Source organism: Rhodococcus sp. NPDC127593 (genome assembly GCF_042671975.1).
GTDB lineage: Bacteria > Actinomycetota > Actinomycetes > Mycobacteriales > Mycobacteriaceae > Rhodococcus_F.
Map to the genome: position 1 here is coordinate 244,149 of NZ_JBHXWI010000001.1, position 26,294 is coordinate 270,442.

At 66.9% G+C, this 26,294-nt stretch carries 26 protein-coding genes; 13 read left to right on the forward strand and 13 right to left on the reverse strand.

Annotated features, from left to right (window positions below; translation table 11 throughout):
• The first annotated feature begins 1 nt into the window (after position 1).
• Genes ACFVJ3_RS01230 through truB form a run of 3 tightly spaced genes read left to right on the forward strand, consistent with a single transcriptional unit; the run spans position 2 to position 2,567 of the window.
• Positions 2-931 (forward strand): metallophosphoesterase family protein, encoded by a 930-nt coding sequence (locus ACFVJ3_RS01230; RefSeq protein ID WP_378450298.1) that lies wholly within the window; start codon positions 2-4, stop codon positions 929-931.
• On the forward strand, positions 928-1,611 hold the full coding sequence (npt, locus tag ACFVJ3_RS01235; RefSeq protein ID WP_378450299.1) for a 4'-phosphopantetheinyl transferase Npt: 684 nt from the start codon (positions 928-930) through the stop codon (positions 1,609-1,611). The genes ACFVJ3_RS01230 and npt overlap by 4 nt, the downstream gene beginning before the upstream one ends.
• Before the next feature lie 38 nt (positions 1,612-1,649).
• Positions 1,650-2,567, forward strand: coding sequence for a tRNA pseudouridine(55) synthase TruB (gene truB, locus ACFVJ3_RS01240; RefSeq protein ID WP_378450300.1), 918 nt, complete (start codon positions 1,650-1,652; stop codon positions 2,565-2,567).
• A 4-nt stretch (positions 2,568-2,571) separates the two neighbouring features.
• Here truB and ACFVJ3_RS01245 read toward each other — a convergent pair whose 3' ends face one another.
• Positions 2,572-3,285 (reverse strand): metal-dependent transcriptional regulator, encoded by a 714-nt coding sequence (locus tag ACFVJ3_RS01245; protein WP_378450301.1) that lies wholly within the window; start codon positions 3,283-3,285, stop codon positions 2,572-2,574.
• A 176-nt stretch (positions 3,286-3,461) separates the two neighbouring features.
• Between ACFVJ3_RS01245 and ACFVJ3_RS01250 the strand changes: the two genes are divergently transcribed.
• From ACFVJ3_RS01250 to ACFVJ3_RS01260, 3 genes are all read left to right on the forward strand, one after another.
• Complete coding sequence (locus ACFVJ3_RS01250; RefSeq protein WP_378450302.1) at positions 3,462-4,436, forward strand: bifunctional riboflavin kinase/FAD synthetase; 975 nt, start codon at positions 3,462-3,464, stop codon at positions 4,434-4,436.
• Positions 4,437-4,546: 110 nt separating this feature from the next.
• Entirely contained in the window at positions 4,547-4,816 is a 270-nt protein-coding gene (gene rpsO / locus ACFVJ3_RS01255; RefSeq protein WP_015890377.1) for a 30S ribosomal protein S15, read from the forward strand.
• 312 nt (positions 4,817-5,128) lie between these two features.
• Entirely contained in the window at positions 5,129-7,402 is a 2,274-nt protein-coding gene (locus tag ACFVJ3_RS01260; protein ID WP_378450303.1) for a polyribonucleotide nucleotidyltransferase, read from the forward strand.
• A gap of 81 nt (positions 7,403-7,483) precedes the next feature.
• On the opposite strand, the gene ACFVJ3_RS01265 is transcribed toward ACFVJ3_RS01260, so the two are convergent.
• Genes ACFVJ3_RS01265 through ACFVJ3_RS01275 form a run of 3 tightly spaced genes read right to left on the reverse strand, consistent with a single transcriptional unit; the run spans position 7,484 to position 9,487 of the window.
• Positions 7,484-7,927, reverse strand: a complete 444-nt coding sequence (locus ACFVJ3_RS01265) for a protein-tyrosine phosphatase family protein (RefSeq protein WP_378450304.1) — start codon at positions 7,925-7,927, stop codon at positions 7,484-7,486.
• 10 nt (positions 7,928-7,937) lie between these two features.
• Positions 7,938-8,576: a 2-phosphosulfolactate phosphatase gene (locus ACFVJ3_RS01270; protein ID WP_378450305.1), complete on the reverse strand. Its 639-nt coding sequence runs from the start codon at positions 8,574-8,576 to the stop codon at positions 7,938-7,940.
• Entirely contained in the window at positions 8,573-9,487 is a 915-nt protein-coding gene (locus ACFVJ3_RS01275) for a LysR family transcriptional regulator (protein WP_378450306.1), read from the reverse strand. Before ACFVJ3_RS01275 ends, ACFVJ3_RS01270 begins: the two co-directional genes overlap by 4 nt.
• Positions 9,488-9,498: 11 nt before the next feature.
• Between ACFVJ3_RS01275 and ACFVJ3_RS01280 the strand changes: the two genes are divergently transcribed.
• The 4 genes from ACFVJ3_RS01280 (at position 9,499) to ACFVJ3_RS01295 (ending at position 12,646) form a co-directional block, all read left to right on the forward strand.
• Positions 9,499-10,800, forward strand: coding sequence for an MFS transporter (locus ACFVJ3_RS01280; protein WP_378450307.1), 1,302 nt, complete (start codon positions 9,499-9,501; stop codon positions 10,798-10,800).
• Positions 10,801-10,887: 87 nt separating this feature from the next.
• The gene (locus tag ACFVJ3_RS01285) at positions 10,888-11,034 is read left to right on the forward strand and encodes a hypothetical protein (protein WP_378450308.1); all 147 of its coding nucleotides are present in this window, start codon (positions 10,888-10,890) and stop codon (positions 11,032-11,034) included.
• 427 nt (positions 11,035-11,461) lie between these two features.
• A complete protein-coding gene (locus ACFVJ3_RS01290) occupies positions 11,462-11,917 on the forward strand; it encodes an SRPBCC family protein (protein ID WP_378450409.1) in 456 nt (151 codons plus the stop codon).
• A 105-nt stretch (positions 11,918-12,022) separates the two neighbouring features.
• The gene (locus ACFVJ3_RS01295) at positions 12,023-12,646 is read left to right on the forward strand and encodes a maleylpyruvate isomerase family mycothiol-dependent enzyme (RefSeq protein WP_378450309.1); all 624 of its coding nucleotides are present in this window, start codon (positions 12,023-12,025) and stop codon (positions 12,644-12,646) included.
• A gap of 43 nt (positions 12,647-12,689) precedes the next feature.
• Here the strand turns inward: ACFVJ3_RS01295 and ACFVJ3_RS01300 are convergent, their stop codons facing one another.
• Entirely contained in the window at positions 12,690-14,045 is a 1,356-nt protein-coding gene (locus ACFVJ3_RS01300) for an MCE family protein (RefSeq protein ID WP_378450310.1), read from the reverse strand.
• 321 nt (positions 14,046-14,366) lie between these two features.
• Here ACFVJ3_RS01300 and ACFVJ3_RS01305 point away from each other — a divergent pair, with 321 nt between their 5' ends.
• The gene (locus tag ACFVJ3_RS01305) at positions 14,367-16,580 is read left to right on the forward strand and encodes a serine/threonine-protein kinase (protein WP_378450311.1); all 2,214 of its coding nucleotides are present in this window, start codon (positions 14,367-14,369) and stop codon (positions 16,578-16,580) included.
• Between the two features lie 308 nt (positions 16,581-16,888).
• A complete protein-coding gene (locus tag ACFVJ3_RS01310) occupies positions 16,889-17,095 on the forward strand; it encodes a hypothetical protein (RefSeq protein WP_025432377.1) in 207 nt (68 codons plus the stop codon).
• Here the strand turns inward: ACFVJ3_RS01310 and ACFVJ3_RS01315 are convergent.
• Entirely contained in the window at positions 17,061-17,786 is a 726-nt protein-coding gene (locus tag ACFVJ3_RS01315; RefSeq protein ID WP_378450312.1) for a class I SAM-dependent methyltransferase, read from the reverse strand. The two genes, ACFVJ3_RS01310 and ACFVJ3_RS01315, sit on opposite strands and share 35 nt — an antisense overlap.
• Positions 17,787-17,936: 150 nt before the next feature.
• Between ACFVJ3_RS01315 and ACFVJ3_RS01320 the strand changes: the two genes are divergently transcribed.
• A complete protein-coding gene (locus tag ACFVJ3_RS01320; protein ID WP_378450313.1) occupies positions 17,937-18,554 on the forward strand; it encodes a TetR/AcrR family transcriptional regulator in 618 nt (205 codons plus the stop codon).
• Between the two features lie 92 nt (positions 18,555-18,646).
• Here the strand turns inward: ACFVJ3_RS01320 and ACFVJ3_RS01325 are convergent, their stop codons facing one another.
• Genes ACFVJ3_RS01325 through ACFVJ3_RS01355 form a run of 7 tightly spaced genes read right to left on the reverse strand, consistent with a single transcriptional unit; the run spans position 18,647 to position 26,292 of the window.
• A complete protein-coding gene (locus tag ACFVJ3_RS01325) occupies positions 18,647-19,801 on the reverse strand; it encodes an acetyl-CoA C-acetyltransferase (protein ID WP_378450314.1) in 1,155 nt (384 codons plus the stop codon).
• Between the two features lie 28 nt (positions 19,802-19,829).
• Entirely contained in the window at positions 19,830-20,588 is a 759-nt protein-coding gene (locus ACFVJ3_RS01330) for a 3-hydroxyacyl-CoA dehydrogenase (protein WP_378450315.1), read from the reverse strand.
• A 46-nt stretch (positions 20,589-20,634) separates the two neighbouring features.
• The gene (locus ACFVJ3_RS01335) at positions 20,635-21,795 is read right to left on the reverse strand and encodes an acyl-CoA dehydrogenase family protein (protein ID WP_378450316.1); all 1,161 of its coding nucleotides are present in this window, start codon (positions 21,793-21,795) and stop codon (positions 20,635-20,637) included.
• A gap of 8 nt (positions 21,796-21,803) precedes the next feature.
• A complete protein-coding gene (locus tag ACFVJ3_RS01340) occupies positions 21,804-22,592 on the reverse strand; it encodes an enoyl-CoA hydratase/isomerase family protein (protein WP_378450317.1) in 789 nt (262 codons plus the stop codon).
• The gene (locus ACFVJ3_RS01345; protein WP_378450318.1) at positions 22,589-24,256 is read right to left on the reverse strand and encodes a long-chain-fatty-acid--CoA ligase; all 1,668 of its coding nucleotides are present in this window, start codon (positions 24,254-24,256) and stop codon (positions 22,589-22,591) included. Before ACFVJ3_RS01345 ends, ACFVJ3_RS01340 begins: the two co-directional genes overlap by 4 nt.
• Positions 24,257-24,265: 9 nt before the next feature.
• Positions 24,266-25,441, reverse strand: a complete 1,176-nt coding sequence (locus ACFVJ3_RS01350) for a thiolase family protein (protein ID WP_378450319.1) — start codon at positions 25,439-25,441, stop codon at positions 24,266-24,268.
• A complete protein-coding gene (locus ACFVJ3_RS01355) occupies positions 25,438-26,292 on the reverse strand; it encodes a CoA transferase (RefSeq protein ID WP_378450320.1) in 855 nt (284 codons plus the stop codon). The genes ACFVJ3_RS01350 and ACFVJ3_RS01355 overlap by 4 nt, the downstream gene beginning before the upstream one ends.
• Positions 26,293-26,294 lie beyond the last annotated feature (2 nt).

A 26,294-nucleotide genomic window follows, 5' to 3' on the forward strand; every position in this document is an offset into this window, starting at 1 on the left:
CGTGGCACCCAAATTGATGGCGGTGAGCGACACCCATGTGGGGCACCGGGGCAACCGCCCGATCACCGAGGACATCTATCCCGACTCGCCCGACGACTGGCTGATCGTCGCGGGCGACGTCTCGGAGAAGACCGACGACATCCGGTGGGCGCTCAAACTCCTGCGGAGTCGTTTTGCCCAGGTCATCTGGGTCCCCGGCAACCACGAACTGTGGACGACGGCGAAGGATCCCGTGCAGATCCACGGCGCCGCCCGCTACGACTACCTGGTCACCATGTGCCGCGAGATCGGCGTCATCACCCCCGAGGACCCGTTTCCCGTGTGGGAGGCCGAGGACGGCCCGATCACGCTGGTCCCGATGTTCCTGTTGTACGACTACACGTTCCTGCCCGACGGCGCCACCACCAAGGAGGAAGGTCTCGCGATCGCGCGCGAGAAGAACGTGGTGGCCACGGATGAGTTCCTGCTGTCGAGTGAACCGTACGGAACCCGGGATGCCTGGTGTCGCAACCGCGTCGAGACGACGAAGGCCAGGTTGGACGCCCTGCCCGCCGGCACCCGCACCGTGCTGATCAACCACTTCCCGTTGGTTCGTCAACCGACGCAGGTGCTGTGGTACCCGGAGTTCTCCCTGTGGTGCGGTACCGAACTGACCGCGGACTGGCACACCCGGTACAACGCCGTCTGCGCCGTGTACGGGCATCTGCACATTCCGCGCACCACCTACTACGACGGCGTGCGGTTCGAAGAGGTGTCGCTGGGTTACCCACGCGAGTGGCAGAGGAGGGGACTCCCGGACCGGCTCCTGCGGCAGATTCTCCCGGTGCCGGAGTATCCGCCGGGAACGCTGAACAAGTGGGGAGGCCACTTCAAGGTCACTCCCGAACAGGAAGCCGAAGTGGAGAAGATGCGGGCGAGGGGGGCCCTGTGATCGAGAGAATTCTGCCTGTCGGAGTGGTGTCGTCGGAGCTGTTCGAGGATCCGCCGGGCCTGCGTCCGCACCCTCAGGAGGAGGCGCTGATCGGCAGGGCCGTGGAGAAGCGACGCCGCGAATTCACCACCGCACGTCACTGCGCCCGCCTGGCGATGACAAAGCTGGGCGTGGACCAGGCCCCTGTTCTGCGGGGCGACAAGGGTTCCCCCGTGTGGCCGCGCGGCGTGGTCGGAAGCCTCACGCACTGCGACGGCTACCGCGGCGCGGTGCTCGGCTACGCCATGCAGGTGCGGTCCGTGGGGATCGACGCCGAACCGCACGAGGCGCTGCCCGACGGCGTGCTGGACGCGGTGAGCCTGCCCGCCGAACGCGACTGGCTGTCGGGAACGGCGGACTCCGGGCAGTGGCTTTCCGCCACCGGCGGTCCGGTGCATCGGGACAGGCTGCTGTTCTGTGCCAAGGAGGCCACGTACAAGGCGTGGTTCCCGCTCACGGCCCGGTGGCTCGGGTTCGAGGACGCGCACATCACGTTCGAGGCGTCCGGGGACGGCACGGGCACGTTCCACTCGGATCTTCTGATCTCCGGAGAGACCGTCCACGGCCCGCCGCTGGCGTCGTTCGACGGGCGGTGGATGGTGTCCGACGGCCTGATCATCACCGCCATTGCGGTGCACTGATTTCGGTGCGGTGACGACGGCTGGCAGAATCGGACCTCGTGTCTGCACGTGAAAAGCCCTCTTCCGGTCTCGTCGGCGCCGGACTGCTCATCGTCGACAAGGACGCGGGCGTCACCAGCCACGACGTCGTGGCCCGGTGCCGCAAGCTGCTCGGCACCCGGAAGGTCGGGCACGCGGGCACTCTCGACCCGATGGCCACCGGGGTGCTGGTCCTCGGTGTGGAGCGGGCGACGAAGCTGCTGGGGCTCCTGGCGCTGACCACCAAGGCGTACACGGCCACGATCCGGTTGGGTCAGGCCACCACGACCGACGACGCCGAGGGCGAGGTCGTCGCATCCGCCGATGCGTCCGGCGTGACGGACGAGGAGATCGCCGCGCAGGTGCACACCCTCACCGGGGAGATCCAGCAGATCCCGTCGAGCGTCAGCGCCATCAAGGTGGACGGCCGGCGGGCGCACGCACTGATCCGTGCGGGCGAGGAGTTCGAACTCGCTCCCCGGTCGGTCACGGTGTCCCGGTTCGAGGTCGTGGCGAGGCGAACCGAGGGCACGTTCGTCGACCTCGACGTCGAGGTGGAATGTTCCTCCGGCACCTACGTCCGGGCGCTCGCGCGTGATCTGGGGATCGCGCTGATCGGCGTCGGCGGGCACCTCACCTCGCTGCGACGGACCCGGGTGGGACCGTTCACGCTCGAGCACGCGCGCACACTGGAACAGCTGTCCGAGGAGCCGGGGGTCAGTCTCGACATCGACGCCGCCGCGCAGACCGCGTTCCCGCACCGGCAGGTCGACGCGGACGAGGCCGAATCGATCAGTCACGGCCGGTGGCTCGAGCCGATCGGAATCAAAGGTGTCTACGCCGCCATCGATCCGAGCGGGCACACGATCGCGCTGCTCCAGGAACGTGGACGGCGGGCCAGTTCGGTGATGGTGGTCCGCCCCGCGACCCTGAGGTAGCGGCTCACACCAGCCAGATGGCCTGGGCTGCGGGGTTTCCGAGCTCGATGGAGTCCTCCTGCGCGCCGAGCCGGATCGACACGGTTCCGGCGTAGTCGCGTCGCTCCAGCACCTTGACCGTGACGTCCAGTGCCACCCCGACCGAGTCGAAGTACCGCAGCATCGCCGGGTCGGAATCCGAGATCCGGGCGATGCGGCCGCTCTCGCCGTTGACGAAGTCGCTGAGCTGACGCGCCGGGGGAGTGGGCACCGAGCCGTCGACCGCGGGAATCGGATCGCCGTGCGGATCGCGTTCGGGATGGCCGAGCTTGGCGTCCATCCGGGAGATCATCAGATCCGAGACGGCGTGTTCGAGTACCTCCGCCTCGTCGTGCACCTCGTCCCAGCCGTACCCCAGTTCGTGTACCAGGTACGTCTCGATGAGGCGGTGCCTGCGGACCATTCCGACGGCGGCGACGCGCCCCGCCTCGGTGAGGGCGATGGACCCGTACCGGGCGTGATCGACGAGACCCTGGTCGGACAGCTTCCGGATGGCCTCCGACACGGTGGATGCCGACACCCCGATCTTCTCGGAGAGCAATTTCGTGGACACCCGCTCCTGCGACCACTCCTGAACGGTCCAGATGACCTTGAGGTAGTCCTGCGCCACTGCCGAGAGAGTCCCGGTCTCGGAGGTCGAATCCTCGGTCACGCTCTGGTCATTCTTGTTCACGGCCACGCCAACGAGCTTAGGCAAGTCTTACCGGCGAGACACATCGACACACCTGATCCGTTGCCGGGTGACGGCCCCGGCGACCGCGAACCGCGAGGTCGTGGCGCTTCCCCGGCGCGCGGGGCAGCCGGACACCCGGTCCGGAGATGAACATCGGCGCGCGGCACCGTAGGCTGCCACTCGTGCTGAGATGGCGTGGTCTCGACGAGGTTCCTGCCGACTGGGGTCGTTGTGTTCTCACGATCGGCGTATTCGATGGCGTGCACCGAGGTCACGCCCAACTGATCAGTCGAGCGGTGGCGGCTGCCCGCACGCGTGGAATACCCAGCGTGCTCATGACTTTCGATCCTCATCCGATGGAAGTGGTTCGTCCGGGCAGTCATCCCGCCCAGCTCACGACGCTCGCCCGCAGGGCGGAGCTCGCGGAGGAGCTTGGCATCGACGTGTTCTGCGTCATGCCGTTCACCGCCGAATTCATGAAGCTGACGCCGGAGCGCTACGCCCACGAGATCCTCGTGGAGCGCCTGCACGTGGCGGACGTCGTCGTCGGTGAGAACTTCACGTTCGGGAAGAAGGCCGCGGGCAACGTCGACCTGCTGCGTCAGATCGGCGACCGGTTCGGGTTCGCGGTCGACGGTGTGACGTTGCTCGCAGAGCATGCGGTCACGTTCTCGTCCACCTACATCCGTTCGTGCGTGGACGCCGGCGACATGGCGGCCGCGACGGAGGCCCTCGGCCGCCCGCACCGCGTCGAGGGTGTCGTCGTCCACGGAGACGGTCGTGGACGGCAGCTCGGCTATCCGACCGCGAACGTCGCGCCGCCCATGTACGCAGCGATTCCCGCTGACGGCGTGTACGCCGCCTGGTTCACCGTGCTCGGACACGGAGTCGACCTGGGCATGGTCACCTCAGGCGAGCGATACATGGCTGCCGTCTCGGTGGGCACCAATCCCACGTTCTCCGGGCGGACGCGCACCGTGGAGGCCTTCGTCCTCGACCGCGAAGCCGACCTGTACGGCCAGCACGTGGCCGTCGATCTGGTCGAGCGCCTCCGCGGGATGGAAAAATTCGATTCGGTCGACGACCTGATCGTCGCGATGGGGAAGGACGCCGAGCGTGCGCGCGCGATCCTGGCGGCGTCGGAGGACGTGCGGTAAAGCCGTCCCATTTCAGCTGGTAAAGTAGACCGCTGGCGTGCGCTGCGGTTCGCGGTGGCCGCGCCGAGTTTCGATCCTTGCACGCGAACGTCATCACCAGGAGTGAACCAGTGGCATTGACCACCGAAGAAAAGAAGCAGGTTCTGAGCGAGTACGGCCTGCACGAGACCGACACCGGTTCGCCGGAGGCGCAGGTGGCCATGCTCACCAAGCGCATCGTCGATCTCACCGAACACCTCAAGATGCACAAGCACGACCACCACTCCCGCCGCGGCCTCCTGCTGCTGGTCGGACGCCGTCGTCGTCTGCTCAAGTACGTCCAGAAGGTCGACATCGCGCGTTACCGCTCGCTGATCGAGCGTCTCGGCCTGCGTCGCTGAGTTTCGCACACAGCGGTCATTTCGATCGCAAATCACTCCGGTAGCCGGCGGGGCCTTGCTTAGACTGGGCCTCGCTGGCTATCGGCGTTAGCTGCCGAGGGCAGCACTACCGTATGCACCCGAGAATGTGGTGTCGGTCTTCGGTAGTGGTCTTCCGGACACGGTCCGGGGGACTTCGATCGACGGCCGCCTCCGCACAGCGACATCCCGAGAACTCGAGAGGGGGATGTCCCTCAGGTGCGCAGTTCTCGCCAGGAGGGTGAGAACGCCCCCGCGGGTACGGCGAAGACGAGAGGGAAGTGAAAAGAAGAGATGACAGAGAATTCCGCAGTAGAGGTCGATGAGGGCGTGTTCGAATCCACCGCCGTGATCGACAACGGGTCCTTCGGAACCCGCACCATTCGTTTCGAAACCGGCCGCCTCGCGCAGCAGGCCGCCGGCGCCGTCGTCGCCTACCTGGACGACGAGACGATGCTGCTGTCCGCGACGAGCGCCAGCAAGCACCCCAAGGAGCACTTCGACTTCTTCCCCCTGACGGTGGACGTCGAGGAGCGCATGTACGCGGCGGGCCGCATCCCCGGTTCGTTCTTCCGTCGTGAGGGCCGCCCCTCCACGGACGCGATCCTGACCTGCCGCCTGATCGACCGCCCGCTGCGCCCGTCGTTCGTCGACGGTCTGCGCAACGAGATCCAGGTCGTCGTCACGGTGATGAGCCTGAACCCGCAGGACCTGTACGACGTGGTCGCGATCAACGCCGCGTCCGCCTCCACCCAGATCGCCGGACTGCCGTTCTCCGGACCCGTCGGTGGTGTGCGTGTCGCGCTCATCACGTCGGACGAGAACAAGGCCGGCCAGTGGGTTGCATTCCCCACCGTCGAGCAGCTCGAGAACGCCGTCTTCGACATGGTCGTCGCCGGCCGCATCGTCTCCGGCAGCGGTGACGACGCCGACGTCGCGATCATGATGGTCGAGGCCGAGGCCACCGACAACGTGATCTCCCTGATCGACGGTGGCGCGCAGGCTCCCACCGAGTCGATCGTGGCCGAGGGCCTCGAGGCCGCCAAGCCGTTCATCGCCCGCCTCTGCACCGCGCAGCAGCAGCTTGCGGCCAAGGCCTCCAAGCCCACCGGTGACTTCCCCGTCTTCCCGGCGTACCAGGACGACGTGTTCGCAGCCGTCGAGGCCGCCGCAGCGGAGAAGCTCAGCGCGGCACTGACCATCGCGGGCAAGCAGGAGCGCGACGACAAGACCGACGAGATCAAGGTCGAGGTCCTCGAGCAGGTCGCCCCGAACTTCGAGGGTCGCGAGAAGGAACTGGGCGCGGCATTCCGCTCGCTGACGAAGAAGCTGGTCCGTCAGCGCATCCTGCGCGACCAGTTCCGCATCGACGGCCGTGGCATCACGGACATCCGTTCGCTGTCGGCCGAGGTCGCCATCGTTCCGCGTGCACATGGTTCCGCTCTGTTCGAGCGCGGCGAGACCCAGATCCTGGGTGTCACCACCCTCGACATGGTGAAGATGGCGCAGCAGGTCGACTCTCTCGGACCCGAGACGACCAAGCGGTACATGCACCACTACAACTTCCCGCCGTACTCCACCGGTGAGACGGGACGCGTCGGTTCGCCGAAGCGCCGCGAGATCGGTCACGGCGCGCTGGCCGAGCGGGCCCTCATGCCCGTCCTGCCCAGCGTCGAGGAATTCCCGTACGCCATCCGTCAGGTCTCGGAGGCACTCAGCTCCAACGGCTCCACCTCGATGGGCTCCGTGTGTGCGTCGACGCTCGCACTGCTCAACGCCGGTGTGCCACTGAAGGCTCCGGTCGCCGGTATCGCCATGGGCCTCGTCTCCGACCAGGTCGACGGTGAGACCCGTTACGTCGCACTCACCGACATCCTCGGTGCCGAGGACGCGTTCGGCGACATGGACTTCAAGGTCGCGGGCACGAAGGACTTCGTCACGGCCCTGCAGCTCGACACGAAGCTCGACGGCATCCCGTCCAAGGTCCTCGCCGGCGCGCTGTCGCAGGCCAAGGACGCGCGCGCGACGATCCTCGAGGTCATGGCCGAGGCCATCGACACCCCCGACGAGATGAGCCCGTTCGCCCCGCGCGTCACGGCCATCAAGGTCCCCGTCGACAAGATCGGTGAGGTCATCGGCCCCAAGGGCAAGATGATCAACTCCATCACCGAGCAGACCGGCGCCAACATCTCCATCGAAGATGACGGCACCGTGTTCGTCGGTGCGACGGACGGCCCGTCCGCGCAGGCCGCGATCGACATGATCAACGCCATCGCCAACCCGCAGCTGCCGAAGGTCGGCGAGCGCTTCCTGGGCACGGTCGTCAAGACCACCGCCTTCGGTGCGTTCGTGTCGCTCCTCCCCGGCCGCGACGGATTGGTGCACATCTCGAAGCTGGGCAGCGGCAAGCGCATTGCCAAGGTCGAAGACGTCGTGAGCGTCGGCTCGAAGTTGCGGGTCGAGATCGCCGATATCGACAACCGCGGCAAGATCTCGCTGATCCCCGTCGAAGAGGACGGCGCTGCGGCTCCGGCCGAGCAGAGCGAAGAGGCGGCTGCCGAGAAGTAGCCTTCTCCCAGTCATCACGTCGGCGGCCCCGCACGAATTCTCGTGCGGGGCCGTCGGCGTCTTCGTGTGTCGGTGGGTGTGTCAGGAGGTCGGTGCCGCGGTGAACCGTCCGACATACCGCCGCTGCCACGGCGTCTCGACCGCATGACGGTGGTAGTGCTGCCGGACGTACGCGACGGCGTCCTCCGCCCGGACCCCGTCGAGCACCGCGATGCAGGCGAGGGCTGTGCCCGTGCGGCCGCGACCGCCCCCGCACGCCACCTCCACCCGCTCCGTCGCGGCGCGGCGCCACACCTCACCCAGCGCTTCGAGGGTGTCGTCGCGGCCCCGCGGCAATGCGAAATCGGGCCAGCGGACCCACCGTGAGTCCCATTGCACCGGCGGCGGCGTGCGCCCCAGCAGGTACACGGCGAAATCGGGGAGGGGACCGTCCGGGAGTGGTCGCCTCAGCGCCCGGCCGCGAACCAGACGCCCGGAGGGCAGGCGCAGGACTCCGGGAGCGCCGGCGTCCCAGGTATCGAACATGGCGCTCACTCTATGGCGAAGCCGTTCGGAAGACCCGATCTTCGAGGACCGGGACGGCGGTGCTCCGGTCCACCTCGGCGGCGATTGCGACGTCTTCCGGGTATCCCGCGGCGCACAACTCCCGTCCCGACGCACACACCGTCAGGGATTGCGGGAGGGTGTCCGCGACGCCACGCCGGGCGGTGTCCCAGGCGGCGATCACCGACACCACCGACGTCGATGTGCAGTGCCGGGCGATCCAGCCGGCGACCGCGGTCGCATTCCGTAGGGACGCTCCGACGCACACGCCGGTTCCGGCGCCGAGCTCGAAGCTGATGGTCGACCCGTTCGGCGAGGGAAGCACCAACCTGCGCGGAGCCGCGGTCCGTCGAATCGTATTCGGCGACAAGCTGATCTGCCCGTTCGCAGTCCGACTGCGTCCGACGGCGAGGACTGCGTCCGAATCACGGGCGTAGCGTTCCGCGGAATCGTCGTTCCACCGGTAGGGCAGGACGTCGATGCCGGCGTCGACCGCAACGGTGAGGGTAGTGGTGAACGACAGGACGTCGACCACGACCGCGACGTCGGCGGCGGCGCCGATGGCTTTCGCCCCCGGCAGGCCCCAGTCGAAACGGAGGCCGTAATCGAGCTGGAGATGTTCGCGATTCACGTCGTCTCCCTGCTCTCGGTCGAGGTGAGCGTCGTGAGGGCGGCGATAACCGTGGTGACCGCGGCGCTCGGGGGACCGGGTAGGCGCGCGGCACCGATGTCGCGGAAGGCTCGGGGATCGTCGAGGCGAATCTGCGCGCACCCGGGTGGGGAGGTGTCCGTGGCCGGCGCGATGCCCACGCCCAAGCCGGATGCGACCAGGCCGTGCACGGTGTGCAGGTCCTCTCCTTCGAACGCGATCGTGGGTAGGGCGCCGGCTCGCGCGAACAGGTCGTCGAGGGATCCTCGGAGTCCGTAGCCTGGCTTGAGCGTGACGATCGGCTCGGAGGCAAGGTCACGGATCGTCGTCGAGGTCGAGGCGGCTCGCGGGTGCTCGGAGGGCACCAGGACGACGAGCGGCTGTTCGAACAGCGGCGTGACCGTCAGGCCCTCCGGCGGTGGGATGAGACGGGAGACGAGCGCGATGTCGGCCTCGCGGTTGAGGAGGGCGTCCAGGCACGTGCGGCGCGCGCCCTGGCTGAGGACGAACCGGATCGTCGGATCCGTCGCGCGGACGGTGCGAATCAACTCGGGCACGAGGTGCTCGCCGAGCGACATCTGAAAGGCAACCCGAACCGTGGCCCGCGCCTGTCGGTCTTCGGACTGCACGGCGTCGAGGCCGTCCACCACCGCCTCGAGTGCGCGTTGCGCGTAGGGCACCAGTGTCCGGCCGGCGTCGGTCAGGCGCACGCCGCGGCCGTCCGGTTCCAGGAGCGGGATGTCGAGTTGCTTTTCGAGTCGGCGGACTATCCGGCTGACCGTGGGCTGGGGCATCCCGAGCATCGCGGCAGCGACAGTCACATGTTCGACTTCGCCGAGCGCGACGAGGACGGGAAGATGCGGCAACAGCGCCTTGACGGCCTCGCTATTCATAACTCAACTGTATGAGTAGGTGGATAGTTCTGCATTGGATTCATCAGTGCCTCGGATCTAACGTCGACTTCATGTCCGCCATACACCTCACGGAGAAGGACATCCGCGCAGCGGCTGCCCTCCAGAACACGCCGCCGCCGGGAAATCCGGACCGCCGACTCTCGGCGGCCCTGTGGTGTGCCGGAGTGGCGACCTTTGCCTTGATGTACGCGCCTCAAGGGCTGCTTACACAGATCGGGCACGACGCGTCCGTGAGCCCGGCACAGGCTGCTCTCCTGGTCTCGGCCGCCACGCTCGGGCTGGCGTTGTCGGTTCTGCCGTGGGCCCGGTTCTCGGATCGAGTGGGGCGCCCCACCGCGATGCGGTACTCGGCGGCAACCGCAGGACTGCTCGCCGTGGCCGTCCCGTGGCTCCCGACGTTCGACGCCCTGGTGGCGGGACGGTTCGTCCAAGGCGTGGCGCTCGGTGGGCTACCAGCGCTGGCGATGACACTGCTCCACGAGGTCGGGGCACCTGCGCGGACCGCAGCATTGGCCGGTTCCTATATTGCAGCAACATCTTTGGGTGGTTTGAGCGGTCGCCTTCTGGTCGTCCCGGTCGCCGATCACCTCGGGTGGCGTCCGGCACTGGCGATCCTCGGCGTAGGTCTGGCAATCCTGATGACGATCCTGATCGCGCTGCTACCGACCGGACGGGGCCGGCGATCGCCCGTCCCGTCCGCGGGGATTCTTGCCATCCACTTGCGCGATACCCGCCTGCTGGCGTTGTTCGGCATCGGTGCGCTTCTCGTCGGTGGCATGGTGGCTGTCTTCAACTACCTCCCCTTCCGCCTCGAGGCGGCTCCGTACCACCTCGCGCCCACGGTGGTGTCGCTGATCTTTCTCGCCTATCTGGCGGGCACGGCGGGCTCTCGCGCCGCCGGCTGGTTGGTGGGCCGGCTCGGTCACCGCACTGTGCTTGTGCTGGCGTGTACCTTCATGGCCGGCGGGACGTTGCTGAGCGTCGCCGGACCGCTGGTCCTGATACTCCTCGGCGTGGCCGCGATCACCGCCGGACTCTTCGTCGGCCATGCCGTCGCATCCGGCATGGTCGGCGCCCACGCGAAAACGGGTCGCGCACAGGCGACGGCGCTGTACAACGTCTCCTACTACGCCGGGTCCAGCCTGTTCGGCTGGATCGGCGGAATCGCCTGGGCGAGCGGACAATGGGTCTACGTGGCCGTGCTCGTCCTCGTGCTGACGGTGCTGGCACTCGTCCTCGCGCTCCTCCCGTCGACAACCGCACGTCGCGTCGATGCCGTCGAATCCTGCTGAAGGGGAGTTGCGATCTCTCCGGCAGGCCGGAGCCCGAGCCCGAATGGGGGCCTGCTGTAATGGGACAGGACGTGAGGGGAGGGTCTGATGAGCGAGGTGTTCATGCTCGGTGCGGCGTTGGCCGGCGGTGTAGGCGTTCTGGGGTTGGCGATCGCACTGTTCGGGGGACCGGAGCCAAGCCACCTGTGCGCGTTCGACGGCCACACCGAAGCCTGTGACGCTCCCCAGCCTTGACCCGAGAGTCGGTCGGGTCCTCGGCCGTCAGACCCGAAAGTGCGTGAAGAAATACAAGTGTCGCCGTTCCGCTCGAGGCATGGGACAGCGTGATTCGCCCAAATCACACCGACTCCCTGGAGGCGCACCGAAGTGCCGCCGGATGCGGTGTTCGGGCCGCTCGGCAAGTCGGCGACGAGTCTCGCTGTAGAGCCGTTCCCGTTGCCACTTCGCTTTGGCGATGTGATTGGACAAGGTCGAGGTGGCCGTCCCTTGTGCGACCTCTTTCGTCAACGCCGTCTACCAGCGCTTTGATGCGCTAACCATCAGTGACAGCGACCCGGCACAGAGGGGAAGATCAAACAGACCGGTCTCGAGTCTTCTGGCCCCACATCGAGTGAGGAGCGGGAAGAGGCAGGTCGAATCCGATCCAGCCACCAACAAAGGGATGATCACCATGCCGGTTGTCGAGCAGTCCGTTGTCATTGCCCGTCCTGCGTCGGAAGTGTGGAGCTTTGTCACCGTTGCGGAGAACTGGCCGTCGTGGGAGGCGTCCACCGTTGAATGCGAGCAGCTCACCGACGGGGAACTCGGGGTGGGTACCCGGTGGCGCGGGGTAACCCGCATTCTGGGTAGGCGGCTCGACTGGGTTACCGAATTCGTCGAGTACGAGCCGTTGAAGGTGGCCACGTCCAAGTCGGTGGAGAGCAAGGTCGGCTTCACTGCGACGACGAGGCTCGAGGAAGTCGACGGCGGCACCCTGTTCACCTATCGGACCGACAGCGAAAGTGGCCTCGGAGGCATCTTCGGCAAGCTGGCTGACCCGATAGTCGCAAAGGCGTACTCACGCACGGTGCGGGCAAGCCTGGACAACCTCGCAGACCTGCTCACCATCGACAGCTGACCACGTGGGTCGGCTCTCATTCGTTTGTTCCTCGAGCAGCGATGAGTTTCCGCGGCTCGACGGGTCGTACCTTGCACACGATGTGGCCGACCGAAGGAGCGAACTGTGGAAGATGTCTGGTCGATGGTGCACGCGGAGCGTGCGGCGCTGATCGACGACCTCGGGAACCTCGACGCCGCGCGGTGGGACGAGCCTTCGCTCTGCGGCGAGTGGAGCGTGCACGACGTGGTCGCCCACCTGGTCGACACGGCTCGGACGACGCGCCTCGGTTTCATGATCGGCCTCGCTCGCGCGCGGTTCGACTTCGACCGGCAGAACGCACGCGGCGTGGAACGCGAGCGCGGTGCCTCACCGCGGGAGACGTTGGAGCGGCTTCGTCAGGTGGCGTCGCGCACGTCGACGCCTCCGGCATCCCTCGACAGCCGGCTCGTCGAGGAGATCGTCCACGGTGAGGACATTCGTCGGCCCTTGGGACTCACCCGCGTCTACCCGGCGGAGGCGGTCGGCAGATCGCTCCGCCTACAGACGCGCACCCCGGCGTCCTTCGGTGGCGCCAAAGGACTCGTGGCCCGTGTCCGGCTGACGGCAGCGGACGCCGACGTGTCGATCGGCGACGGTCCCGAGGTGAGCGGCGCCGCACTTTCACTCCTCCTGGCCGTCTCCGGTCGGAGGGTGGCGCTGGACGACCTCGACGGACCTGGAGTCGAGGTCCTCGCGGCGGCGATCTGACGATCTGCCTTCCGGGGGCCGGGCGACGGTCCCCGGAACGTCGTCATTTGAAGGCCACCTCGGTTCCCCTCATGGTCGGGGCGCCCACGAGTGTCGTCCAGCTCGGCACGTCCTCCGGCGCCATGCCACCGGCCTCGCCGTAGACGACGTCCAGCGTGTCCTGCTCCATCGTCGAACCCGCGTAACTTGCGGGCGTGATCTGGGCTCCGTACCCCGGGACCTGATCGGGGACCCCGGCGGGCGCCGGGAAGTATTCGATGGTCGAGCGGCCGGGATTCCGCGAGGGCACCTGGTAGGAGCCGTCATTGAACGATCCGCCCGGGTATTGCGGGAAATTCCCGCCGCGTGCGGTGACGTCGTCGTAGCAAGCCGGTCCGCGGTTGTCGAGCAGGCGCGGCTCGTCCTGGTTGGGCAGGTAGCGACCCTTCGGGTTGATGAACTGAACAGAACCGCGACCGCCGGGATATGGATCGTCCAGGGCGAGCAGTTCTCGGGCTATCGGTTCGGCCTTCACGAAGTCCGCCAGAGTGCAGCCGAAGCTCGGCGAGTAGCGGCCGAGGAGTTGCAGTGCCTCACGCGAATCTGCGGCGATACTGACAATCGATTCGGCGTTGGTCTGCAAGAAGTCCGCGGTGGACGAACTCGTTCCGGTGAGTGTCGCGAGCAGCTGCGCAATCTCACCTCGTTTCTCGACGACCGTGTTCCCGGTGGTACGCAGGTTGTCGAGGGCGTCGACCAGGTCGGGTGCCGCCTCGGAATACGTCTGCGAGAAGTCCGCCAGACCGCGCAGATCCTCCTGGATGGCGGGAAGTTCCGTGTCGAGGCCGCCGAAGATCGCCTCGAGCCGGTCGAGGGTCAGGCCGAGTTCGGCGCCGCGGCCGCTCAATCCCTGGGACAACGTGCCGAGTGTGTTCGCCAGCTCGTGCGGCGGAATCGCCTGCAGGAGCGGCAGCAGACCGTCGAGAACCTCGCCGACCTCGACGGCGTTGCCGCTCGTGTCCTGACGCAGCGTATCGCCGGCCTGGATCGGCGGAGCGGTGTCGCCGTCCGGAACGATCAGCGACACGTACCGTTCACCGAACAGCGTTTTGGGCAGCAGCCGCGCCGTCGCGGTGGACGGAATCAGCTGCGCCTTGTCGGGCTGGATCGCGAGAGCCAGGGTGACCTCGTCCTCCTGGGAGGACGCGGAGCGCACCTCGCCGACGATGAGGCCACGGACCTTCACGTCAGCATCGGGCGGCAGTGCGTTTCCGGCGGTGTCGGTGACGAGGTCGACCTTGACGACCTTGGTGAAGGTCTTGTCGAACATTCCCACGGAGAGTGCCAGGAACAGCGCGAGGACGAGGAAGAACACCAGCCCCAGCACCCGTCTGCCCACGACAGAAGTCGTGTTGCTCATTCGACCACCCTCACGATCGCCGTCGGTGGCTGCCGCTGAGACCGTGTCCGCGGCGCCAACCTCCCGATCTATCGTGCCTCGCACAAGGTGGGTCTGGTGCTGCATCGGCGCAGGTGCCGACGAATACTCGACGACGGTCGGCTTCGGCTGTGCAGTCGCCACTGCCGTGGCCGATCCGCTTTGCCGCCCATGCGCTCGTATCGGAGCGATACCCTTGAGCGGGGAGATTCGGCGGAAGGACACAATGTGGGTCGACAACGACACAAGGCCACATCGCGCGTAGTCGCCGGGTGATCGCCCGGGGTGCACTCCGAGCGACCGATGTACGAGCCGACCGATCTGGTCGAATCAGCCGAACGAACCCGCACAGCGCTTGCCACCGTCGTGGCACGATTTTCAGAGGCTTGGGGGTCCGGGTCTCCGCCTGACCTGTCCGCGTTCTTACCCCGTGAACAGGCGGAGCGGCGTTCGATTCTGATCGAACTGATCAAGATCGACCTCGAATACCGCTGGGTTCGCCACTGCTTCCCCAAACGACTGACCGAATACCGTGCGGAGTTCTCAGAGTTGCAGGACGGTCCGCTTCCTGCCGACCTGGTGTACGAGGAATTCCACGCCCTGCGCCGAAGTGCGCACGGAGTCGATACGGCAACCGTGGCCGCTGAGGCGGCCACCACGGCGGGTGGCCCGGAGTTCGACGCGCTCATGGGTGACTACTGCAGCACGATGATTGCTCGCCCCAGGGCGCAAGTTGTTCTGGGCAACATCGATGTCGGCGACCGTGTCGACGATTTCGACCTCCTGATGAAGATCGGGTCCGGCGCCTTCGCTCAGGTGTATCTGGCTCGGCAACAGTCGATGCAGCGACTGGTCGCGGTCAAGATTTCCCATAACCACGGCATCGAGCCTCAAACGCTCGCCCAATTGGACCACGAATACATCGTGCGGATCTTCGACCAGCGACTGATCGCCGACGGCGAGCTGAAGCTGCTCTACATGCAGTACCTACCGGGAGGAACGCTGCTCGACGTGGTGCACTTGCTGCGCTCGACGCCTGCGGAACACCGCAGTGGTCAACTACTGCTCGACGCCGTCGACGGGGTCCTTGCCGCCAAGGGTGAAGTTCGGCCCAGCGAATCCGCTGTTCGAACACGGGCCGCCTCACTGACGTGGCCGGAGACTGTCGCTTGGCTGGGCCGCCGACTCGCGGACGCGCTTCAGCACGCATCCGAGCGGGGTGTGCTGCATCGAGACATCAAACCCGCGAACGTGCTGCTGAGCGCCGAGGGAATTCCGAAGCTGGCCGATTTCAACGTCAGCGCCAGCAATCGCATCAAGGGCACGAGTCCGCTGGCGTACTTCGGCGGGTCGCTGGCATACATGTCGCCCGAACAGCTCGAAGCCTGCCATCCGGGCTCGCCGGCGACCGCCGCCGACCTCGACACGCGAAGCGACATCTTCGCGCTCGCTGTCATGCTGTGGGAGTTGCTCACGGGACGCCGTCCCTTCGCGGACGAGACGTCCGCCGGCGAGTCGGAGACGTCGCTGGGCCGCATGCTCGAACTGCGGCGCAGGCCCGTCGAGGCGAAGTTCCTGTCGGAGCTTCCGCCGGATTGCCCCATGGCGCTGCGCCGCGTGCTTCTGAAGTGTCTGTCGCCGGACCGCGACGACCGCTACCCGTCCGGTTCGGAACTGGCCCAGCAACTCGACCTGTGCCTCGAAGAGCGGTCCCGCGACCTGGTGTATCCGCCCCCGAACAGCTGGCGGGCGCGACTGTCGCGATTTCCCACTCCCGTCCTGTGGTCGTCCTCGCTGGTCGGCATCGGCCTGGCGACGATCTATCTGGCTGTGCACCTCCAGGAACTGCTCAACGATCGCCTCTCCGATGCCACCTACTCGAGGCTCTACACGAGCACTATCGTTTTCAATCTCTGTGCCTGGCCGCTGGCGGTCCTCATCTACGCCTACATGTCGCGTGATCTGCTCGCGGTTCCTCGCGGTTTGCGTAAGGGCAGACGCTACGACGAGGCCGTCCTCTCGCGGGTGCGGTCGCGAACACTGGTCTGGGGCGATATGTGTGCGCTGAACACCTTCGTCTTCGCGGTCTGCGCTTCCGTGGCGGGGGTGACGTTTCTTCGCTGGTTCACCGACCTCCCGGCCCGGCTGATGGTCCATGCGGCGACGACTGTTCTGGTGGCGGGCACCATCTCCGTCGCCTACACGTTCTTTCTGTCGACGTTCTACGTCGTTCGCTGTGTCTACCCCATCTATCTGCGCCACGGCCTCACGACTGCGCACGACGCCGTCGTCCTTCGCGGTCTGCGTCGAAGAACGACGGTCTATCTGGCGGTGACGGCGTCCGTGCCGCTCGTCGGGGTGCTCGCCGGATTCAGCACCCTCGAGCCTGCGGAGCTTCCCCTCGTGCGCGATTCGGTCCTGGGGTTGTGCGCGGCCTCCGGCCTCGCGTTCGTCGCCGTGTACTGGCTGTACCGGAAGCTCGATGCCGACGTGCGCGCGCTGGAGCGGGTGGCGTAGCGCAACATGCCCAGCGCACGCAAGAAGCCGCCGGCACCTGACGGTGTCAGCGGCTTCACTTCCTTCCCTGGCACGCTACGCAGTGTAGGTCTGACACGATAGGGGTGACGGTGTCCGCCAGTGCGCCTCTCGGCAAGTGGTCGCTCGAAGCGACAATTTTTCATGTGGTACCCGGGGCATTGGGTCGAACACCGTCGCGCCCTTCAACGGTGTTCGGTGCAGCGGTATTCCCGCCCCGGAGGGCGGCTTCAGAGGTGCGCTTCGGCCCGTCGGCGCGCAGACTGGAACCGGGAGGTCAGGAGGTCGTCATGCGATTACTACGGGGCCTGCTCGACGTGGTACTCGGGATACTCACGGCCATACTCGGCACGGTGCTGGGCATCGTCGCGGCGGTGGTATGGCTCGTCGGTGGGGTGCTCTGCGTGACGGTCATCCTGCTTCCTCTGGGCCTGCCCGTGGTGAGGCTGGCGCGCCGCCTCTTCACCCTCGCCAGGAAGCTGATGCATCTTCCCTGACGCGCAGGGTGAAGAAGATGAACGGCGCCTCACGGCTGAGCAGCTCGAAGTGTTCGGGGGAGCGATCGCGCACCGCTGGACCGGGCCGCGGCTCCGAAATGCGTTCGACGGTGAATCCTGCTGCGGTGAATGCGTCGAACATGGCGTGCAACGGCCTGTGCCAGAATTTCATGTGGAAGGTCTCGCCGGACTTCACCCATTCCTCCGTGAACTCGTACGTTCCGAGATAGTCGCCGTGCCCGGCAAGCCTGAAGTCCACGAACGGGTGATGCGTCGAAATGACCACGAACCCGCCTGGCACGAGTACCCGGCGAAATTCGGTCAACGGTCTCGACCAATCGTGGACGTAGTGCATCACCAACGATGCGACGACGACGTCGAAGGTCGATGACCGGATGGGCAACTGCTGGTTGAGATCCGCCCGGATCAACGGCGCGTCGGGACCCAGGCGCGTCCGGGCGATCGCGAGCAGGCCCGTGCTGAGATCGACGCCGGTCACGGCGGCACCGGCGGCGACGAGTGCCTGCGACAGCGCACCGCTGCCGCATCCCGCATCCAGTACTTTCCTGCCTGCGACGTCGCCGACCAGCGCCAACGTCGCGGGTCGCTCGTACAACGCGTTGTACACGTTGTCCTCGGTGTCGGCGTGATACGCCGACGCGTACGTGTCGTAGTCGTTGAAGGTCGCCACGATCTGATCATGTCCGATCGGAGCTTCCGTGGGGCCCCAACCGTCGCGCTATCCCCGTGGGGCGAGCGGGCTACGCGTGGCGGAAGCGCTTCCAATCGTATTGGTTGTTGATCAGCTGTATAGTGACGCGGAGGAGAGGTGAGGTGAACGATGGAACCCCTGGTTGATCCACGTGCCAGCGATGCGGACCTGACGGCGAAAGCCCGTATTCGTAATGCGGCGCTCGATCTGTATTCCCGCGACGGGGAGGATCGGGTGTCGATGCGGGCGGTTGCCGCGGCCACGGGAGTCACGGTGGGGCTGGTGCAGCATCACTTCAAGACCAAAGCCGGTATCCGAGATGCCGTCGAGCAGTTGGTCATCGACTATTTCGCGACGGCGATCGCGGGGGCGGCGAGTGCGGGGTCGCCGGCCGAGGTGGCGTCGGCGCGCGACGAGGCGGTCGGCCGGATGCTGGAGGCGAATCCGACTGTCGTGAACTACATTCGGCGTGCACTGCTCGATCCGGCCGGCCCGAGGGGTCGTCTACTCGAGCGTCTGACCGACCTCACGTACGCGGAGATCACGAAGTTACGGGACTCCGGTGTCGCCTCGACGAAGAAGCGGGACAGCGTGCAGGTGGTCGAGGTCCTCGTGCGTCAACTCGGGCAGCTGTTCCTCGCGCCGATGATCAACACGATGTGGGAGCAGTTGGCCGGCCCGGATGCGCCGGTGGCGGATCGGCCGGTTCTGGTGGTGGGCATGGAGGCTCCTGATCCGAAGTCGTGACCTCGGCACGGCCCGCCGGTCACCGACCACGACAGAAACCAGTGCGGGTGCACCCTCCGGTGCACCCGCACTGTCGTTCCGGCCGAGGGACGTCAGCCGAGCCGTTCGATGACGGTGACGTTCGCCTGGCCGCCGCCCTCACACATGGTCTGGAGTCCGTACCGCCCGCCGGTGCGTTCCAATTCGTGCAGCAGGCTGGTCATCAGCCGGGTGCCTGTCGCCCCGATCGGGTGGCCGAGGGCGATCGCGCCGCCGTTGGGATTCAGCCGTTCCGGATCTGCTCCGATGTCGTGGAGCCAGGCCATCGCGACGGGCGCGAAGGCTTCGTTGACCTCGTAGGCGTCGATCTGGTCGATGGACAGACCACACCGGTCCAGGGCCCGGCGCGTCGCCGGGATGGGGGCGGCGAGCATCATGATCGGATCCGCCCCGAGCACGCTCATGTGGTGCACGCGGGCGCGCGGGGTCAAGCCGAATCGGTGCACCGCCGACTCGGAGGCGATGAGCATCCCCGAGGCGCCGTCGCTGATCTGGCTGGACACCGCGGCGGTCAGCTGCCCCCGCGGGGTCAGCGTGGGCAGTGCGGCCATCTTCACCGCCGTGGTGTCCGCGCGCGGGCACTCGTCCACGGCGACGCCGTCGAAGGGTTCGATTTCGGCCTCGAAGTACCCCTGATCGAGGGCGTGCACGGCCCGGCGGTGGCTTTCGAGGGCGTAGGCCTCCATCGCGGAGCGGTCGAAGTTCCATTGCCGGGCGATCAGTTCGGCGCCCCGGAACTGGGAGATCTCTTCGCCGCCGTACCGGGCCGTCCACGTCTTCGAACCCGAGTACGGGTCGGTGGCGCCGTACGGCTCGCCGGCCGTGACGGACGACATCAGCGGGATCTGGCTCATGTTCTGGACGCCGCCGGCCACGACGATGTCCGCGGTCCCGCTCATCACGGCCTGCGCCGCGAAGTGCACCGCCTGCTGGGAGGACCCGCACTGCCGGTCGACGGTGACCCCCGGCACCGACTCCGGCAGTCCGGCGCCGAGCGCAGCGATCCTGGCGATGTCGCCGGACTGTGCCCCGATGGTGTCCAGGCACCCCAGGATCACGTCGTCCACCACAGCTGGGTCGAAATCGTTGCGCCCGATCAGGGTTCGGATGACGTGCGCCGCGAGGTCGACGGGGTGCGCGCCGCCGAGGCCACCCCCGCGTCGGCCGACCGGGGTCCGAACTGCGTCCACGATGTATGCCTCTGCCACGTGCTGCTCCTTCGTTGCCGGGACTTCGCTACCGCGGTGCCATGCGGATGGCACCGTCGAGGCGGATGGTTTCGCCGTTGAGCATCGGGTTGGTGACAATCGCCTCGACGAGGTGGGCATATTCGCTGGGGTCCCCGAGTCGGCTGGGATGCGGGACCTGGGCGCCGAGCGACTGCTGCGCCTTCTCCGGGAGGGTGGCGAGCAGCGGGGTCTTGAACAGACCGGGGGCGATGGTGTTCACCCGGATCTGCAGCGACGCCAGGTCGCGCGCGATGGGCAGGGTGGCCCCGACGACGCCGCCCTTCGACGCGGAGTAGGCGGCCTGTCCGATCTGCCCGTCGAACGCCGCGACCGACGCGGTGTTCACGATGACTCCGCGCTCACCTGCGACCGGCTCGTTCTGCGACATCGCGTGGGCGGCGAGGCGAATAACGTTGAAGGTCCCCGTGAGGTTGACCTTGATGATGCGCTCGAACGCGTCGAGGGGAAACGGCCCGTCCTTGCCGACAGTCTTGACGGCGTTGCCGATTCCGGCGCAGTTCACCACGATCCGCAGTCCGCGGTCGATATTGGCCAGTGCAACGGCCTCGGTGACCGCGGCTTCGTCGGTGACATCGGCGGGCACGAACTGCACGGACTCGCCGAGTGCGGTGAGGTCGGCCGGGTCGGCGGACGGCAGGTCGAGCGCGATCACTCGGGCGCCGGACTTCGCCAGCGCGGTGACGGTGGCCAGACCGAGGCCGGATGCGCCGCCGGTGACCAGGGCGGTGGTGCCGGAAATGTTCATGGGTGTACTCCTGTGAAGTAATGAGGGGACGAACGAAGTGGGCGGGTCAGAGGGTGCGGGCGATGAGGTCCTTCATGACCTCGTTGGTGCCGCCGTAGATCTTCTGCACGCGTGCCGCGGTGTACATCTGGGCGATCGGGTATTCCATCATGTAGCCGTAGCCGCCGAAGATCTGCAGGCAGCGGTCGACGATCTCGCACTGCTTCTCCGATCCCCACAGCTTGGCCATCGACGCGGTCGCGGCGTCGAGGGTGCCGTCGATGGCCCGCTGGATGCAGTGGTCGATCAGCGTCTTGCCGGCCAGGACCTCCGTCTTGCACTCCGCCAGCACGAATTTGGTGTTCTGGTAGTCGAGGACCGACTTGCCGAACACGGAGCGATCCTTGGCGTAGCGGATGGCCTCGGTGACGGCGGCCTCGGCCATGGCGACTCCTGTGATGCCGATGCTCAGCCGTTCCCGTGGAAGTTGCTGCATCAACTGGTAGAAGCCCTGGCCCTCGACCTCACCGAGGAGGTTGCCGACGGGAACACGCATGTCGGTGAAGAACAGCTCGCGGGTGTCCTGACCGTGCTGACCGATCTTCTGCAGGACGCGACCGCGTTCGAAGCCGGGCAGGCCATCGGTTTCGGCGACGAGCAGCGAGATGCCTTTCGCTCCGAGGGCGGCGTCGGTCTTTGCGACGATGATCAGCAGATCGCAATGCGAGCCATTGGAGATGAACGTCTTCGACCCGTTGATCACGTAGTCGTCGCCGTTGCGGATGGCGGTGGTTCGCACCGACTGTAGATCCGATCCGGTGCCGGGTTCGGTCATCGCGATGGCGAGGACCAGCTCACCGGTGACCAGTTTCGGCAGCCACCGCGCCCGCTGCTCGGCGGTGCCGAACGCCGAGATGTAGTGGGCGGCGATCGTGGAGTGCACCCCGAACCCGAAGGCGGAATCGTGGGCGAACGTCAACTCCTGCTGGACGACTGCTTCGTGGCCGAAGTTGCCACCGCCACCACCGAATTCCTCGGGAAGGTCGAGGCACAGCAGACCGGCGGCACCAGCTTTGTTCCAGAAGTCACGGTCGACCTGGTGTTGCGCGGCCCAGCGTTCCTGGTGGGGTGTGCATTCCTTGCCGAAGAACTCGGCGGCGTGCTTCCGCAGCACCTGCTGGTCCTCGTTCTCCCACGGGGAGCGGTAGTCGGGAAACAGTTCAGACATGTCGGGTTCTACTTTCCGGTGAAGGCGGGAGCGCGTTTGGCGAGGAACGCGGACTGCCCCTCGTGACAGTCCGCAGACCGTACGGCGATGTGGAAGTTGCGTTTTTCGTGTTCGAGGCCCTGGCTCAGAGACGTCTCGAGTGCGCGCAGGGCGGCGTCCTTGGCCAGCGCCACCGCCAGTGGGGAATTCTTCGCGATCCGCTGCGCGAGAGCAACGGCGTGCGCCAGCGCCTCACCGTCCGGGACCGTCTCGGCGATCAGGCCCGCGGCGCAGGCTTGGTCGGCGGTGCGGAAGTCACCGGACAGCAACATTGCCATGGCCTTCGACTTTCCGACCGCACCGACCAGACGCTGGGTGCCCCCGGCGCCGGGGATCACTCCCAGCTTGACCTCGGGCACTGCGAATTTCGCGGATTCGCCGGCGATGGCGATGTCGCAGGCGAGGGCCAGTTCGCACCCGCCGCCCAGCGCCAACCCCTCGATGGCGGCGACAACGGGTTTGGGGAAGGCCGCGAGGTCGGACCAGAACGTGCCCCCGAACTCCTCCCGCGCGCCGAGCAGCGCGGCGTCGCGGAGAGTGTCGAAGCCGGTGATGTCGGCGCCGGCGCAGAAGGTTCCGCCTGCCCCGGTGATGATCACCGCGCGGATGTCGTCGTCGTGCCGGAGGGCGCGCAACTCTGCGGCCATCGCGGCGAGCAGATCGTTGCTCATGCTGTTCTTCGAAGCGGGGCGGTTGATCTCGAGGATCGCGATGCCGCCCTGCCGGGTTGTGACGAGAATTGCCGGTGTGTCACTCACAGGGTGTCCTTGTAGATATCGGCGTGCGCTGCGCGCATCGCCTTTTTGTCGAGCTTGCCGACACTGGTTCGCGGTAGGTGGTCGAGGAAGACGACCGTGTCCGGCAGCTGCCACTTGGCGAACGACCCGTCGAGGACGCGGTGGATCTCCTCGATCGGCAGGTCGTCGCCGTTCGTGGTGACGACCAGTGCCACCGGCCGTTCCTGCCAGCGCGGGTGGTGGACGCCGACAACAGCGGCTTCGGCGACCTTCGGGTGGGCGACGATCGCGTTCTCCATGTCGATGGACGAGATCCATTCGCCGCCGCTCTTGATGACGTCCTTGATCCGGTCGGTCAGTTTCAGGTAACCATGGGCATCGATCTTGCCGACGTCTCCGCTCCGCCAGTACCCGTCCTGGAAGCGGTCGCTGTCGTCGTCGAGTTTGTGGTAGCGCTCGATGATCCAGGGCCCGCGGAGCAGGATCTCACCCTGCGCCTGTCCGTCGTGCGGGAGGTCGTTGCCGTCGGCGTCGACGATCCGGATGTCCACGCCGTTGACCGGAAGACCCTGCGAGCGTTTGAGATCCCACTTCTGCTCGTCGGTCAGCGTGGTGCGCAGCGACGGCTTGATCGCACCGTTGGCGGTGACGAAGGGCGTGGTCTCGGTGGCGCCGTAGCCGTGCAGGATGTCGGCCCCGGTCAGGTCGTGGAAGCCGCGCATCATCGACAGGGGCGGTTCGGTGGCGCCGGAGAGCAGTTTCGTCCGCCGGAAATCGGGTTTGACGTCCAGGGTCCTGATGTAGTCGAGCATCGGCTCGAAGATCGCCGGCGCACCGTTGGCGACGGTGACCTCTTCCGCGATCATCTCGTCGACCAGTACCGACGTGTCCTCGGCCATGTACCGGCCGGGAAGCACGATCTTCGCGGCAGTGTAGGTGCCGGTTTGCGGTAGCCCCCACGACTGTCCGTGGAACATCGGGGTGATGAGCATGACGGCGTCGTCCGCGCTCATGCCGAGCGCGGCGGCCTGACTCATGGTGTGCAGGTAGATTCCGCGGTGGGAGTAGTAGATTCCCTTGGGCCGCCCCGTGGTTCCGGTGGTGTAACACGCACTGTAGGTGGCGTGTTCGTCGATCATGGGCCAGTCGTACACCTCGCTCGCTTCGGCCATGAGTTCCTCGAAGTGGTGGACGTTCTCGAGCGTGGTGCTGATCTGCGACATCGGTTTGTCCGACATCAGCACCCAGCCCTTGACGTTCGGTGCGTTCGGGGCGAGGGCTTCGGCGACCGGCAGCAGGGACTCGTCGACGAAGATGAAGCGCGCGTCGCTGTGGCCCACCACGTACGCGAGGTCCTCGGACGACAGCCGCAGGTTCATCTGCAGCATCGCCGCGGCGATACCCGGTATCGCCCAGTACAACTCGTAGTGCCGCTTGCTGTTCCAGTCCAGGATGCCGACCATGTCGGCCGGCCCGATCCCGAGCCGGGTCAGGACGTTCGCCGCCTGCTGGATCCGGCGGTAGGCGTCGGCGTAGGTGTAGCGGTCCCACCCGCCGTCCGCGGTGCGGAACACGATCTGCTGTTCCGGGTAGGTGCGGGCCGAGTGCCGGATCAGGGTGGTGGTGTTCAGCTGGTAGTGGTCACCGTGTGTGGACGGTAAGCCCTGGATGATCGCGTTCGTCATCACTGCTCCTCAGATGCGTTCGATGATGGTGGTGTTGGCGGTGCCGGTCGCCTCGCAGATGGTCTGCAGCCCAACCGACACGCCGGTGCGCTCGAGCTCGCACAGCAGGTCGGTGAGCATCCGGGCGCCGGTCGATCCGAGGGGATGGCCGATGGCGACCGATCCGCCGTTGACGTTGAGCTTGTCGTCGGGGACCCCGAATTCCTGCGCGAACATGATCGGGACCCCGGCGAAGGCCTCGTTGACCTCGAACAGATCGATGTCGTCGACCCCGAGACCGGAGAACTCCAGGGCCTTGCGGGTGGCGTCGAGGACCGCGGTGAACTGGAGGACCGGGTCGGCGCCTGCCACCGACAGTGCGCGGAACCGTGCTCTGGGGACCAGTCCGTGGCGTTCGGCGAACGCGCGGTCGGCGATCAGCAGGGCTGCGGCGCCATCACTGAGCTGCGACGAGTTCGCGGCGGTGGTGCGCCCGTCGGCGGCGAACACCGTCTTCAACGATGCCATCTTGTCGCGGTCGAGGTGCTCGCGGATGCCCTCGTCACGGTCGACGAGCGCGCTGGCCGGATCGTCCGGGTTCACCCGCACCGGTACCAGCTGCTTGCGGAACTTTCCTGCCCGGGTCGCGGCGAGAGCGCGCCTATGGCTGCTGGCGCTGAAGGCGTCCAGGGCAGCCCGGCCGAGGTCGAATTTTTCGTTCATCAGCTCCGACGACGGGCCCTGCGCCACGAGGGTGCCGTCGTAGCGGGCGAGTTCGCGCGGGCTGTAGTGCGGTCCGAGCGGCGCCCCGGGCACCATCGCGGCCGGCATCGGCACCTGCGACATCGACTCGACACCGCAGGCGATCGCGAGATCGTAGGAGCCCGCGAGCACGCCCTGCGCGGCGAAGCTGACCGCCTGCTGACCCGACCCGCACTGCCGGTCGACGGTCACCGCGGGCACCGACTCCGGAAAGCCGGCGGCGAGCACGGCGTGCCGGCCGATGTTGCCCGCCTGTTGTTCCTGCTGCAGTACGCAACCGGTGATCACGTCGTCGATCCGGGCGGGATCGATGCCGGTGCGGTCGACCAGCGCCCGCAGCGTCTGTCCTAGCAGGTCGACCGGGTGCCAGGCGCTCAGCGCCCCGCCTCGCCGCCCGACCGGGGTGCGGACGGCGCCGACGATCACGGCTTCGCGAATGGTCATGCTGGTACTCCTTGTTCAGGTGTCTGAATTCCGATGAGGGGTATGTCGACCCGCTCGGCGAGTTCTTCCCATTCCTTGCTGGTGCGGGTGGCGAAGATGCGCTCGAGTTCGTCGCGTTCCCCCGCGACGCCGAGGGCGTCGCGGGTGCGGGACCAGAAATGCGGTTCGAGCGCCGCGAGGGCGATGTGCCCGTCGGAGGTGGCGTAGATGCCGTATCCGGGGACGGCGCCACCGAGCGGGGTCGAGGAATGCCCCATCAGGCCGTGGCGCACCGCGGCGCCCGCATCGGCTGCCGCATCCGCGAGTATTACTCGGTAGCGTTGTCCCTCAAATGTTTTCGACGACGCACCGAGAGCGAGTAGCGCTGCCGACACGGCACGTTCGGCGCCGAGCATGTCGGCGACGGGGACGGTGGGCATGAGCGGCGGCTGCAGTGTGCCGTTCACCGCCTGGTAGGTCAGGTCGTGACCGGGTAGGTCCTCGAGCGTGCCGTCGTGGCCGACGATCTCCACGTGCGCGAGTCGCGGGTGGACCGACTGCAGCTCGGTGAGCCCGAGTCGGCGCAGCGCGGAGGGCCGCATGGCGGTCACCAGTAGGTCGGAGGCAGCCAACTCGGCGTCCAGGCGTTCGCGTGCCGCCGGATCCTTCAGGTCCAGCGTGAGAACCTTCTGGCCCTGCGTGAGTTCGCGATACCACTGCGGTGACGCGCTGTGAAGCGGATCCCCTTCGGGCGGTTCGATCTTGGTGACCGCCGCTCCCATCGCCTGCAGGCGGGCGACGGCGAGTGGTCCCGGCAGATTCACGGCAAGCGTGACGACTCGCACGCCGTCGAGCGACTTGGATTCGCGCATCA